This is a genomic window from Streptomyces naganishii JCM 4654 (assembly GCF_014650575.1).
GTDB classification, from domain to species: Bacteria; Actinomycetota; Actinomycetes; order Streptomycetales; family Streptomycetaceae; genus Streptomyces; species Streptomyces naganishii.
In genome coordinates this window covers 48,579-62,315 of the sequence record NZ_BMVF01000018.1, presented here as the reverse complement: position 1 = coordinate 62,315, position 13,737 = coordinate 48,579, and the positions used below count along the sequence as shown (strand labels likewise).

Here is a 13,737-nt window from a genome sequence, read left to right as displayed (position 1 = left end):
CCGGTCGCCCGGAAAGCCGGTGGGCCCGTCCCCCTGAAGGGGAACGGGCCCACCGACGTGGTTCAGGAACCGTACGGAGCTCAGCCGGCGAGGATCTCGCGGGCCAGCTTGGCCGTCTCGGTCGGGGTCTTGCCGACCTTGACGCCCGCGGCCTCGAGGGCCTCCTTCTTGGCCTGGGCGGTGCCGGAGGAGCCGGAGACGATGGCACCGGCGTGGCCCATGGTCTTGCCCTCGGGCGCGGTGAAGCCCGCGACGTAGCCGACGACCGGCTTGGTCACGTTCTCCTTGATGAAGGCCGCGGCCCGCTCCTCGGCGTCGCCGCCGATCTCGCCGATCATGACGATCAGGTCGGTGTCGGGGTCGTCCTGGAAGGCCTTCAGGGCGTCGATGTGGGTGGTGCCGATGATCGGGTCACCGCCGATGCCGACGCAGGTCGAGAAGCCGATGTCACGCAGCTCGTACATCATCTGGTACGTCAGCGTGCCGGACTTCGACACCAGGCCGATGCGGCCCGGCTTGGTGATGTCGGCCGGGATGATGCCGGCGTTCGACTGGCCCGGGGTGATCAGGCCGGGGCAGTTCGGGCCGATGATCCGGGTCTTGTTGCCCTTCTTGCCGGCGTACGCCCAGAAGGACGCCGTGTCGTGCACCGCGATGCCCTCGGTGATGACGACCGCCAGCGGGATCTCGGCGTCGATGGCCTCGACGACCGCGTCCTTGGTGAACTTCTCCGGGACGAAGATGACCGTGACGTCGGCGCCGGTCTTCTCGATGGCCTCCTTGACGGTGCCGAAGACCGGTACCTCGGTGCCGTCGAAGTCGACGCTCTGGCCGGCCTTGCGCGGGTTCACGCCGCCGACGATGTTCGTGCCGGACGCCAGCATGCGGCGGGTGTGCTTCTGACCCTCCGAGCCGGTCATGCCCTGGACGATGACCTTGGATTCCTTGGTGAGGAAGATAGCCATGGTGTTGTGTGACCTCGTCCCTTACTTCGCGGCAGCAGCCAGCTCGGCGGCCTTGTCGGCCGCGCCGTCCATGGTGTCCACCCGCTGGACGAGCGGGTGCTTGCGGTCGTCGAGGATCTTGCGACCCAGCTCGGCGTTGTTGCCGTCCAGGCGCACGACGAGCGGCTTGGTGACCTCTTCGCCCTTGGACTCGAGGAGCTCCAGGGCCTGCACGATGCCGTTGGCGACCGCGTCGCAGGCGGTGATGCCGCCGAAGACGTTGACGAACACCGACTTCACGTCCGGGTCGCCGAGGATGATCTCCAGGCCGTTGGCCATGACCTCGGCGGAGGCGCCGCCGCCGATGTCGAGGAAGTTGGCGGGCTTGACGCCCTTGTGGGCCTCGCCGGCGTAGGCGACGACGTCCAGGGTCGACATGACCAGACCCGCGCCGTTGCCGATGATGCCGACCTCGCCGTCGAGCTTGACGTAGTTGAGGTTCTTCTCCTTGGCGGCCGCCTCGAGGGGGTTGGCGGCGGCCTTGTCGTGGAGCTCCTCGAACTCGGGGTGACGGAACTCGGCGTTGTCGTCCAGGGAGACCTTGCCGTCCAGGGCGATGACGTCACCGGAGGCGACCTTGGCGAGCGGGTTCACCTCGACCAGGAGGGCGTCCTCCTTGACGAAGACCTCCCACAGCTTCACCAGGACGTCGGCGATCTTGTCGGCAACCTCGGCCGGGAACTTCGCCGCGGCGACGATCTCCTGCGCCTTGGCCTTGTCCACGCCGTCGATGGCGTCGATCGCGACCTGGGCGACGGCGTCGGGACGGGTGGCGGCGACCTCCTCGATCTCCATGCCGCCCTCGACGGAGGCGATGGAGAGGAAGGTGCGGTTGGCCCGGTCGAGGAGGAAGGAGACGTAGTACTCCTCGAGGATCTCCGGGGCGGTCTCGGCCAGCATGACCTTGTGGACCGTGTGGCCCTTGATGTCCATGCCGAGGATGTCCGTCGCGCGGGCGACGGCCTCGTCGGGGGTGGCGGCGAGCTTCACGCCACCGGCCTTGCCTCGACCACCGACCTTCACCTGGGCCTTGACGACCGACTTGCCGCCCAGCCGCTCGGTGATCTCGCGCGCCGCCTCAGGCGTGTCGATGACTTCACCGGCCAGCACCGGTACACCGTGCTTGGCGAAGAGGTCCCTCGCCTGGTACTCGAACAGGTCCACGCGCTTCCGTCCCTATCAGTGATCTCGCGGTTCGTTGGATGCGTGGGCGTGCCGCGAAGGGCAACGTGACGTCCGCTCTGTGTCACAAGGGAGGCGCACACGGTGTCCGAGCGCGCGGCATGTCCGTCTCGCAGGTTATCGCCGCTCGCGGGGGTGCCATAAATCGGGGGGTCACACCTGAGCGGTGATACCTGTCACATGATGCCGTCCTCTCTGGCACTGCGTGCCGGAGGCCGAAGGGCCTCACCGGGCTGGGGTTGACCCGGTGAGGCCCCCGCGACAGCCCCCTTGCGGGGGCCTGGGCGGATGATCCCCACCCCAATGGGGACCAGCCTGCCCTCCTTCCGCGGACGTCCGACCGGACGCCCGGACCGGCCGACGGCTTTCGGCCGTCCGGGTCCGTCGGGCCACGGAGTCTGAGGGGGTACGCACCCGTCCCGCGGGCCTCGCGCGCGCGTCCCCCGGGGTGAGCGGCCGGGCGGGGCGGTGCGCGCGGGCGCCGGCGGTGGTGAAGGAGCCGGGCGGGCGAGCACGCCCGCGGCGGAGGCCGGCTTCGCCTAACCGGGGAAGAGGGGGATGTCCGGGTGCAGGTCCCGGGTCCGGGGCGCCTCGGCATCCGCGGCGGGACCGGGCAGCAGCCGCAGCGGGGCCCGGTGGTTCACGGTGACCGCGTACGCGTCCCCGTGCCGCGGCGCCCCGGAGTCGCCGGCCGGGTGGTCGCCCAGCGCACCGTTCGGGTCGCCGGCCGGCGCCTGGGGTGCGGGCACGTCGGCGGGGGCCCGGTGCTGGAGCGCCCGGGCGGCGCGGTGACCGGCCGCCGAGCCGTCCTGCCCGGGCTCCCGGAAGACCGTGACGATTCCGTGCGGGGCCCGCGCCCCGGCCTCGGAAGGCTCCGGACGCGCGGTGTGCGCCACGGGGCCGGCTTGCGTGACTCGCCCGCCCTGTCCGGCGGCCGGCACACTGCCCGACGGCCGGGAAACCGGCGGCACCGGAAGCGCGGGGCCACCGTCCGGCGACGTGGGCGGCTCCGCGACCGGCGGAACACCCGCCGACCCCGCAGGGCCCCCGGCGACGGCATCCACCAGCTCCCCCACGGGCTCGACAACCCGCCCAACGCCCGCGACGACGGGGCTCACGACGTCGTCGACCACGGGCCGCACGACGTCGTCGGTCAGCGGCCGCGCGAGGTCCTCGACGACCGGTCGCACGACGTCGTCGGTCAGCGGCGGCGCGACGTCGTCGGTCACCGGCGGCGCGACATCCTCGACGACCGGCCGCACGGCAGCTTCGGCCGCAGGCCGCACGGCAGCTTCGGCCGCAGGCGGCGCGACGTCGTCGGTCAGCGGCGGCGCGACATCCTCGACGACCGGCCGCACGGCTGCTTCGGCCGCAGGCCGCACGACAGCTTCGGCCGCAGGCGGCGCGACGTCGTCGGTCAGCGGCCGTACGACGTCCCCGACGACTGGCCGCACGGCGGCTTCGGCCGCAGGCCGCGCCGCGAACCCCGTCACCGGCCGTACGGCGGAATCGGTGGCTGAGGTTACGAACGATTCAGCAGACGGCCGCACGACATAGTGCTCCACCGGCCGCGCAACACCGCTGACCAGAGGCCGCATGGCAGCCCCGGCCACGGGCCGCGCCACCACGGCCTCGGTCACCGGCCGGACGACGGAATCGGTGACTGGGACCACAAGCGATACGGCCGCAGGCCGCACGACGGCGTCCTCCACCGGCCGCACGGCGGCCTCGGCCGCAGGCCGGACGACAGGCCCCGTCATCGGCCGTGCCACGGACTCCGTCACCGGCCGCCGCGCGGCGGGTTCGGTCGCCGGCCGGGCAACGGGTGTCGCCGTCGGCCGCGGGACCGCCTCGGTCATCGAGTGGACCGGGAGCGCGAGGCGCCCGGGGCCGTGGTGGGCGGCCTGGGCCGACTCCGCCGCGTGTGCCTGTTCCCCGCAGAGGAACCCGAGCGCGAACAACGCGCCCACAAGGAACCCCAGTTGCAGCGCACGCCGCCCGGCCGCCGTGCGCATCGCGCGCAGAGCGGCACCGGACAGGGCTGCTGGCAAGGTCAACAGGGGTTCCTTCCCGGTCGGATGACATGTTGCCGACAGGTCACCGAATCCTCGCACGGGCCTCCCGCGGTCACGCAAGCCCTCTGTTACCGATGGGTAGGCATGTCCGTTTTTCCGGCAGGATTCGGTCGACAAGTCGTCAGCTCACCGCCCCTAGGCGTCAGACGGTGTCCGGCACCGGAAGCGGACGCTTCTCGATCGCCGCCGCCATCACCTCCGGAAACAGCTCGGGCGTGCAGGCGAACGCCGGCGCCCCGAGCGCCGCGAGCGCCGCCGCGTGCTCACGGTCGTAGGCGGGCGCCCCCTCGTCGGAGAGCGCGAGCAGCGCGACGAACTGCACTCCCGACGCCTTCATCGCCGCCACCCGCTTCAGCATCTCGTCGCGTATGCCGCCCTCGTACAGGTCACTGATCAGTACCACCACCGTCTCGGCGGGCCGGGTTATCTGCGACTGGCAGTACGCCAGCGCCCGGTTGATGTCCGTGCCGCCCCCGAGCTGGGTGCCGAAGAGGACGTCGACCGGGTCGTCGAGTTGGTCGGTGAGGTCGACGACCGCCGTGTCGAAGACGACCAGCCGGGTGCTGATCGACCGCATGGACGCGAGCACCGCGCCGAAGACGGACGCGTACACGACCGACGCCGCCATCGAGCCCGACTGGTCGATACAGAGGACGACCTCCTTCTTCACGGACTGCGAGGCGCGCCCGTAGCCGATGAGCCGCTCCGGCACGACCGTCCGGTACTCCGGCAGGTAGTGCTTGAGGTTGGCCGCGATCGTGCGGTGCCAGTCGATGTCGTGGTGGCGCGGCCGGCTGACGCGGGCGCTGCGGTCGAGCGCGCCGGTGAGGGTGGCCCGGGTCCGGGTGGCCAGCCGCTTCTCCAGGTCCTCGACGACCTTGCGCACGACCGCCCGCGCCGTCTCCTTCGTCGTCTCCGGCATCGCCTTGTTCAGCGACAGCAGCGTGCCGACGAGGTGCACGTCGGCCTCCACCGCCTCCAGCATCTCCGGCTCGAGCAGCAGCGTGGCCAGGCCGAGCCGGTCGATGGCGTCGCGCTGCATGACCTGTACGACGGGGGACGGGAAGTACGTCCGTATGTCCCCGAGCCATCGCGCGACCGACGGCGCGGAGGCTCCGAGCCCCGCCGAACGGTCCCGGCCCGTCCGTCTCGCCCTCGGCCGGTCGTCCTTGCCGTAGAGCGCGGTGAGCGCGCCGTCCATCTCCGCGTCCCGCCCGGACAGCGCGCAGCCGGTGCCGTCGGCCGCGTCACCGCCGAGGACGAGCCGCCACCGCCGCAGCCGCTCCCCCGCCGGGTCCGTGCCGTCCATACCTTCCATACCGTCCGTGCCGGCCATGCCGTACGTCCTTCCGGTCGCCGTGGTCATCTGGCCGCCCCCGCGAGTTCGCCGCCGCTTGCGTCCTGGGCTCCGGCGCCGTCCGGGCCCAGGCCGAGCAGCAGCCGCAGTACGGGCAGCACGGCGTCGGCCCGCTCCCGGTCGAGGTCCGCGCCGAAGCCGGGGGGTCCGGCCGCCGTGGCGCCGGCCGGGCCGCCCCCCGGTCGCGGCCCGCGCCGGACCAGTTCGCCGAGCGATCTGCGCACCCCCGGTTCGTACGCCGAGAAGGTGCGCCGCAGCAGCGGCAGTACGTCGGTGAACGCCTGAGCCGGCACCCCGGTCAGCCAGTCGTCGACCAGGGCGAGCAGCCGCTCGTCGTGCACCAGCAGCATCCCGCCCCCGCCGCCCACGAACCCCTCGATCCACGCGGCCGCGTCCGCGGGCGCGGTGCCCGGCGAGAGGGCGAGCCCCATCAGCCGCGCCGCCTTCTCCTGCTCGACCTCCCCGTCGTCGAGCAGCAGCCGCACGGCACGGCCCCGGACGACCCCGGGAATCGTGTCGCGGCCCGACAGCACGCCCAGCACGCCGTGCCAGCGGGCGCGCAGGTCGCCGTGGCCCGCCATGGGGGTGTCGCCGAGCAGACCCACCGCCGTGTGCACGGCGTTCACATGGCGGCGCATCTCCTCGGCCGCGTCCGCGTCCAGTACGGCGCAGGCCGGGGGCAGTGCGACGAAGATCCGCTCGGCCAGGCCGGCGGCGACCTCGGCGAGGGCGGCGGTGTCGGTGCCGCGCACGTCGCCGTAGCGCAGCGAGCGGACCAGGGCGGGCAGGGCCTGGGCGAGGTGCCCTACGTCCGCGTCCAGGGCCGCGCGGTCGGCGAGCACCCGCATCACCACCGGCAGCGCGTCCGCGAGCCCGGCGAGCAGGCACTGCTCGGCGAGCCGGGTCACCTCGGCGAGCGCCCCGGCGCCCACCGCGTCGGCCTCCGCCTTGGCGGTCGCGGCGGCGAGCACGGTGGTGCCCCACACCCCGGCCTCGGCGACCCGCACCGACAACTCCGGCTCCCAGCGCAGCCGCCACGTCTCCCGGAACGTGCCCGTACTCCCCCGCGAGGCCGCGGGCTCCCCCCAGCCGACGCCGAGCAGCCGCAGCCGGTGCAACAGCCTGCTGCGGCCGGCGTCGGTCCCGCCGCGCAGGTCGAGCTCCAACTCCCGTTCCGCCGCCTCCGGTCTGAGCCGCAACCGGCGCTGGAGCCCGGCCAGGTCCCGCTGGAGGGGCACCGCGGGCGCCGACTCGGGCACCTCGCCCAGTACGTCCCCGACCACCAGCCGGTCTCGTACGAGCGCCAGGGGGACGTCCGAGCCGTCGCACATGACCGCCCGCACGGCGTCGGTGGTCTCGCTCAGCCCTGGCAGCGGGCGGCCGCGCATCGCGGCGAGCGTCTCCGCGAGCCGCACCGCCTCGATGACGTGCGCGGAGGAGACGATCCGGTCCTCCTCGCGCAGCAGTCCGGCCACCTTGGTCAGCCAGCGCTCGACCGGCCGGTCCGGGGCGGCGAACAGGTGGGCGTACCACCCGGGTGAGTCGATGCCCGCGCCGTAGCCGCCGGCCCGGGCCAGTCTGCGGTGCGTCCACGGCACCCAGGTCATGTCCGTCTTGACCTTGGGCAGCCCCTTGAGCAGCGCGCGGTCGGCGCCGACGGCCGTCTTCCGCCGCAGCGCGGGCACGTGCCAGGCGCCGCAGACCACGGCGACGTCTTCCCCGAACTCCCGGGTCGCGGCCCGTACTTGGAGCCGCATGTACGCCTCGCGCACGAGGTCCCGGTCGTGCCCGCCGCTGCCGTGGACCTCCCGCAGCGCCGCCATGGCCTCCTCGAGCACGAGGAACGGCGCGTACGGGTCGCCCTCCCCCACGCCCCGGTGCTCGACCACGTCCTCCCACCAGCGCTCCGGATCGTCGTACCCGGCGGCCCCGGCGAGCGCGGCCAGCGGATCGACCCGCACCCCGGCGTCGGCCGGAGCGTCTTCGGCGCCCTCCCCACCCGGGGCACCGTCCCCGCCCGGGGCACCGTCCCCGCCCGGGCGGACCTCCCCGCTCGGGGCGCCGTCCCCACCCGGGGCACCCTCCCCGTCCGGCGCGCCGTCCGTCTGCGGCGCGCGCTTCCCCTCCGGGGTGCCGGTGTCCTCGCGCTGCCAGGCCAGGGTGTGGGTGGCCGGCAGGTCGATGAAGCGGGCGGGGACGTCGTGCCGCAGCGCCCAGCGGATCGCGACCCACTCCGGGGAGAATCCGGCCAGCGGCCAGAAGGCCGAGCGGCCCGGTTCGTCCACGGCGTGGGCGAGCAGGGCGACCGGCGGCCGCATGCCCTCCTCGGCGGCGAGCGGGATCAGCGCGTCGGCCTCCGGCGGCCCCTCGATGAGCACAACCCTCGGCCGGGCCGCGTCCAGCGCGGCCCTGACCGCCCGCGCGGAGCCCGGCCCGTGGTGCCGGACACCGAGCAGCAGCGGTCCCGCGCCGGGCCGGTGGCCCGCCGTCCCCTCAGCTCCCGCCATGCCGTCCTCCTCGCGCCGGCCGCGCGCGCCGGCCGCCGCGTCCGCCCGTCCAGCTCGGTTCGTCCTCGGCGCTCGCCTGCGCCGCGCCGCCCCACATCCGCCCGTTGGCGCTCATGCGCTCACCTCCCGGCAGGCCCGGTAGAAGTCCTTCCAGCCGTCGCGCTCGCGGACCACCGTCTCCAGGTACTCCTGCCAGACGACCCGGTCGGCCGCCGGGTCCCGGACGACCGCGCCGAGGATGCCGGCCGCCACGTCGCCGGCCCGCAGGACGCCGTCGCCGAAGTGGGCGGCGAGCGCGAGGCCGCCGGTGACGACCGAGATGGCCTCGGCCGTCGACAGCGTGCCGCTCGGCGACTTCAGCTTCGTGCGCCTGTCGGTGGTGACGCCGTCGCGCAGTTCGCGGAAGACGGTCACGACCCGGCGGATCTCGTCGACGCCGTCCGGCACGGCCGGAAGGTCGAGGGACCGGCCGATCTGGTCGACGCGGCGGGAGACGATGTCGACCTCGGCCTCTGGGCTCTCCGGCAGGGGCAGCACCACCGTGTTGAAGCGGCGGCGCAGGGCGCTGGAGAGGTCGTTGACCCCGCGGTCGCGGTCGTTGGCCGTGGCGATCAGGTTGAAGCCGCGGACCGCCTGCACCTCTGCGCCCAGCTCCGGTATCGGCAGGGTCTTCTCCGAGAGGATCGTGATGAGCGTGTCCTGCACGTCGGCCGGGATCCGGGTCAGCTCCTCGACCCGGGCCGTCATGCCCTCGGCCATGGCCCGCATGACCGGGCTCGGCACGAGTGCGTCGCGGCTGGGGCCGTGCGCCAGCAACTGGGCGTAGTTCCACCCGTAGCGGATCGCCTCCTCGGGTGTGCCCGCCGTGCCCTGCACCAGCAGGGTCGAGTCGCCGCTGACCGCGGCGGCCAGGTGCTCGGACACCCAGGTCTTCGCCGTGCCCGGCACGCCGAGCAGGAGCAGGGCGCGGTCGGTGGCGAGGGTGGTCACGGCGACCTCGACGATGCGGCGCGGGCCGACGTACTTCGGGGTGATCACCGTGCCGTCCGGCAGGGTGCCGCCGAGGAGGTAGGTGGCGACGGCCCACGGCGACAGCTTCCAGCGGGCCGGGCGCGGGCGGTCGTCCTGCGCGGCCAGCGCGGCCAGTTCGGCGGCGAAGGCGTCCTCGGCGTGCGGCCGCAGCGCCTCGGGCCCGGCTTGCGCCGCGCCTGCCCGTCCCTTTTCCCCCGCGCCCGTGTTCGCGGGCGCGGAGCGGTGCTGACTCGGTTCGACGGGTGTCGGTTCGACGGGCACAGACATGGCTGAGGCCCCCTCCAGCTCGGCCGGTTCGGATCTGGTGTCCACCGTGCACCACGGCACTGACAATCCGTTCTGACCTGCGCAAACGCGGTCGCCGAAGCGATTGTCAGTGGTGGGATCTACCTTCGATGGCATGACGTTGCAGGGGGTGCGCTGGACGGCGGACCAGGTGCTGGCACTGGCGCCTGACGACGCGTCACGCAAAGCGGGAAGCAAACTCGGCGCGGCCGGGCCGTGGTCCGAGGCGGGCAGTTGTGGCGAGGGGACGGTGTGGGGGCTGTGCAAAGGCAGCGGGAGCAAGCCGTACCGGACGGTGGTCGACATCGCGGACGCGGCCGGACCGGCGTACAAGTGCAGTTGCCCGAGCCGGAAGTTCCCGTGCAAGCACGCGCTCGGGCTGCTCCTGCTCTGGGCGGCCGGCGACGGCGCGGTGCCGCCGGGGCGGGCACCGGACTGGGCCGAGCAGTGGATCACGGGCAGGAGGGAGCGGACGGCGCGCGAACCGGCGGCGGGCGCGGCCGGTGCGGGGCCCGCCGATCCGGAGGCGGCGCGGCGGCGGGCGGAGCGCCGTGCCGAGCGGATCACCGCGGGGGCGACGGAGCTCGAGCAGCGCCTCGCCGACCTGCTCCGTTCCGGCCTGGCGTCCGCCGAGCAGGCGGGGTACGGGCTGTGGGAGGAGACGGCGGCCCGGATGGTCGACGCGCAGGCTCCCGGACTGGCCGCGCGCGTGCGCGAGCTGGGGGCCATACCGTCGTCGGGGCCCGGCTGGCCGGTGCGTCTGCTGGAGGAGTGCGCGCTGCTGCACCTGCTGGACCAGGGCTGGCTGCGCCGCGACGAGCTGCCGCCTGACCTCGCGGCGACGGTCCGCTCCCGGGTCGGGCTGCCCGGCGCGGCGGACGGCCCGCCGGTGCGTGACCACTGGCTCGTCCTCGCGCAGTACGACACCGCGGACACCAGGCTGACCACGCGCAGGATCTGGCTGCACGGCACCGGCACGGGCCGCGGCGCCCTGCTCCTGTCCTACGGCGCGGCCGGCCGCGCCCCGGAGCTCTCCCTCCCGGTGGGACTCGCCTTCGACGCGGAAATCCGGGCCCATCCGGGCTCGGGGCAGCTGCGCGCGGCGCTCGGCGAGCGGTTCGCGGCCCCGGCGCCCACGGCGGTACGCCCGCCGGGGGTGACGACGGCGCGGGCGGCCGAGTGCTACGGCGAGGCGCTGCGGGACGACCCCTGGCTGGAGTCGGTTCCGGTGACGCTGGCGGAGGTGGTGCCGGTCCAGGACGGGGAGGGCTGGCAACTGGCCGACGCGGGGTCCGAGGCCGCGCTGCCGCTTACGCCGGCGGCCGTCACCCGCCCGGGGCTGTGGCGGCTGGTGGCGCTGTCGGGCGGCGCCCCGGTGACGGTGTTCGGCGAGTGCGGCCACCGCGGGTTCACCCCGCTGACGGCCTGGCCGCGGGACGGGGGCGAACTGGTGACTCTGTGCTGATACTCGCTCACACTGCGCGACATTCGGGCCGGTCAGGGGCCCGTCGTGTCCGGCAATGGAGTGACCTCGGGCCGATGCGCGGGGCGCCGTCGGCGGAGCGGGAACCCTCACCCGAAAGGCGCACACCGGCCGCCGATAGAGCTCACCCGTTCGCCCTTTTCTCACCGGTTACACGCATTTGTTCAGCCCCAGGGGAAACCCGGCTCGGGTGACCCCTCAACCACTCACAGGCACCCGGCAACGGAAAGGAAGCCCATGATCAGGACCTCCGCCCCGGTGGAGGCGCCCGCGGCGGGCGCCTGGGAGGAGTTGGTCACCACGGCCCTGCTCGGCACCGACCGCCGCAGGCCGCCGGGCGGCGCCGGCCGGGAGGCGCCAGTGGCGCTGCTGGACGCGGCGGCCCTGCAGACCGTACGGCGACGGGCCGGGCTGCGCCCCGCGCCGGCCGCCGGGCGCCCGGAGCCGGCCCCCGCCGACCCGCGTCCGCCGCTGCCCGCGGCGGCGGCCCGCAGGCTGGCCCTGCTGCTCGCCGACCGGCCCGGCACGGGGGGCGGCGGCCGCAGGGGCACGGCACCCGACCTCATGGAGCTGCTGCCCCAGTGGCTGGCGGCGGCGAACGCGCACGGTTACGCCCCCGCCCCGCAGGCACTGCCCGCGCTGCTGGACGCGGCCCGGGGACGTACGGACCTGCGTCCGGCCGTGCTGGCCTTCGCCGGACCTCGCGCCCTGTGGCTGGCGCGGCTGAACCCGGACTGGCGGTTCGCCCTGCGCGCGGCCCCGGGCGGGAGCGCGTCCCTGCCCGGCCCCGAGGACACCGACCGGATCCGGCGGCTGTGGGAGGAGGGCCTGTTCGCCGAGCGGGTCGCGCTGCTCGCGGCGATGCGCGCCCGCAGCCCGGCCGCCGCGCGTGAACTGCTCGCCGGCACCTGGGCGGCCGAGCGGGCCGAGGACCGGCTGATGTTCCTCGACTCGCTGCGCACGGGCCTCGCACCGGAGGACGAGCCGTTCCTGGAGCAGGCGCTCGCCGACCGCAGCCGCAACGTCCGCGCCACCGCCGCGGAGCTGCTGTCGGCCCTGCCCGGATCGGCGCTCGCCGCCCGGATGGCGGTCAGGGCCGGGGCCTGCGTGGCCGTCGACCACACGCGCGGGACGCCGACGATCGTCGTTGAAGCGCCCCACGAGTGCGACGCGAGCATGGAGCGCGACGGTGTCGTGCCCAGACCGCCCACGGGCCGGGGCGAGCGGTCCTGGTGGCTCGGGCAGCTGCTGGATGCGAGCCCGCTGGACACCTGGTCCGGGCGCCTCGGCGGGCGCGACCCGCGGGAGATCGTGGCGCTGCCCGTGGCGGACGACTGGCAGGGCGATCTGCACGCCGCGTGGTGCCGGGCGGCGGTGCGGCAACGGGACGCGCGGTGGGCGCGGGCACTGCTCGGCCCGCCCGCGTCGCCCGGGGCGGGCGGGCCGGGCGCGGTGTCCCTGGCCGAGCGCGCCAAGCTGCTCGGCACCCTGGACGCCGGCGAACGGGCCGAATGGGTGGCCGGTTTCATCGCGGCGCACGGACTGTCCGAGGCGTTTCAGCTGCTCGGGGTGTGCGCGGTGCCGTGGTCCGCGCCGCTCGGGCGGGCGGTGGTCGACGCGCTCAACATCGCGCGGGACGCAGGGAGTTACCCATGGAGTTTCAGTGGAGTGATGGGACTGGCCGAGCGGTGCCTGGACCCCGCCGAGGCGAGCCGGCTCGACGCGCTGATGGCGGTGCCGGACGAGACGGAGGACACCTCGCCGGGCGCCGGGGGGTACTGGGCCGAGGCGTTCCAGCGGCTGGTGACGACCCTGCGGCTGCGCTCGGCCATGGCACGCGAGCTGGATCCGGCGCAGCCCGGCTGAGCCCCGCCCCGGACCGGGGCGAGGACGGCTCCGGCCGGCACCCGGGTTCCGCTGTCCCGGCGTGCCGCGATGGTCTACGCCCCGGCCGGTTCCCGGACGTTGGCGCGGACCCAGTCGACGATCGCCTGGGTGGTCGCGCCCGGGGTGAAGATCTCCGCGACGCCCTTGTCCTTGAGCGGCGCGATGTCCGCCTCCGGGATGATCCCGCCGCCGAAGACGACGATGTCCTCCGCGTCGCGCTGCCTGAGCAGTTCGATCACCGCGGCGAACAGCGTGTTGTGCGCGCCGGAGAGAATGGACAGCCCGATCGCGTCGGCGTCCTCCTGGATCGCCGTGTCGACGATCTGCTCGGGGGTCTGGTGGAGCCCCGTGTAGATGACCTCCATACCGGCGTCGCGCAGCGCCCGCGCGATCACCTTGGCGCCCCGATCGTGGCCGTCGAGCCCCGGCTTGGCCACCACCACGCGGATCGGACCGGCTGCCACACCCATCACTGCCTCCATGAAGCGACTACATCCATCCGTACTGACAAGTACCGCACATGTCGAGCGCATCGAACATGCCGGGCATACCGCACATGCCGTGCGTTCCGCCGCTCACCGCTCCGGCTGCGCCACTTCGGGACGGACGCCCCGCACCACACCGTCCGGGGAAGTGAACGAACGTTATCGCCAGCATCCCGCAACCGGCAGTTTCACGGTGCGGACCGAGGGGGAAATCACACGATGGGACATTCCCCCGGTCTCCTGGGGCCAGGGGGAACCCCATGCCGCGCAGAGTTCCACGTCCTCGCGGCCCACGGGCCGCACATCGCCGCGGCACGGGGCCCGCAGCGGGAACAAGCGTCACGGGAGCCGCAACGAGGTCGTCGCACCACCGCGCCGCAGGCCGCGCGACACGGTGGTGCGGCGCATCGACGAGGGCACGAAGGACACACAGGGCCGAT

At 74.3% G+C, this 13,737-nt stretch carries 9 protein-coding genes; 2 read left to right on the top strand and 7 right to left on the bottom strand.

Going from position 1 to position 13,737, the window contains the following annotated elements:
* Positions 1 to 80: 80 nt before the first annotated feature.
* From sucD to IE217_RS27355, 6 genes are all read right to left on the bottom strand, one after another.
* Positions 81 to 965 carry a succinate--CoA ligase subunit alpha gene (gene sucD / locus IE217_RS27380; RefSeq protein ID WP_189703472.1) on the bottom strand — a complete coding sequence of 295 codons (885 nt, stop codon included), beginning with the start codon at positions 963 to 965 and terminating at the stop codon, positions 81 to 83.
* A gap of 21 nt (positions 966 to 986) precedes the next feature.
* Positions 987 to 2,168, bottom strand: a complete 1,182-nt coding sequence (gene sucC / locus IE217_RS27375) for an ADP-forming succinate--CoA ligase subunit beta (protein ID WP_190180627.1) — start codon at positions 2,166 to 2,168, stop codon at positions 987 to 989.
* 557 nt (positions 2,169 to 2,725) lie between these two features.
* Positions 2,726 to 4,300, bottom strand: coding sequence for a hypothetical protein (locus IE217_RS27370; RefSeq protein ID WP_190180626.1), 1,575 nt, complete (start codon positions 4,298 to 4,300; stop codon positions 2,726 to 2,728).
* A gap of 103 nt (positions 4,301 to 4,403) precedes the next feature.
* Positions 4,404 to 5,597, bottom strand: a complete 1,194-nt coding sequence (locus IE217_RS27365; RefSeq protein WP_190180625.1) for a VWA domain-containing protein — start codon at positions 5,595 to 5,597, stop codon at positions 4,404 to 4,406.
* A gap of 26 nt (positions 5,598 to 5,623) precedes the next feature.
* Positions 5,624 to 8,125 carry a DUF5682 family protein gene (locus IE217_RS27360; protein ID WP_190180624.1) on the bottom strand — a complete coding sequence of 834 codons (2,502 nt, stop codon included), beginning with the start codon at positions 8,123 to 8,125 and terminating at the stop codon, positions 5,624 to 5,626.
* 111 nt (positions 8,126 to 8,236) lie between these two features.
* Positions 8,237 to 9,424, bottom strand: a complete 1,188-nt coding sequence (locus IE217_RS27355) for an ATP-binding protein (protein WP_190180623.1) — start codon at positions 9,422 to 9,424, stop codon at positions 8,237 to 8,239.
* A gap of 133 nt (positions 9,425 to 9,557) precedes the next feature.
* On the opposite strand from IE217_RS27355, the gene IE217_RS27350 reads away from it, so the two are divergent.
* Together IE217_RS27350 and IE217_RS27345 are read left to right on the top strand one after the other, a co-directional pair.
* Positions 9,558 to 10,907, top strand: coding sequence for an SWIM zinc finger family protein (locus tag IE217_RS27350; protein ID WP_190180622.1), 1,350 nt, complete (start codon positions 9,558 to 9,560; stop codon positions 10,905 to 10,907).
* 255 nt (positions 10,908 to 11,162) lie between these two features.
* Complete coding sequence (locus tag IE217_RS27345; RefSeq protein ID WP_190180621.1) at positions 11,163 to 12,791, top strand: DUF5691 domain-containing protein; 1,629 nt, start codon at positions 11,163 to 11,165, stop codon at positions 12,789 to 12,791.
* A 74-nt stretch (positions 12,792 to 12,865) separates the two neighbouring features.
* On the opposite strand, the gene icmB is transcribed toward IE217_RS27345, so the two are convergent.
* Positions 12,866 to 13,282 (bottom strand): coenzyme B12-dependent isobutyryl CoA mutase small subunit, encoded by a 417-nt coding sequence (gene icmB, locus IE217_RS27340; protein WP_189703468.1) that lies wholly within the window; start codon positions 13,280 to 13,282, stop codon positions 12,866 to 12,868.
* Between the last annotated feature and the right edge of the window lie 455 nt (positions 13,283 to 13,737).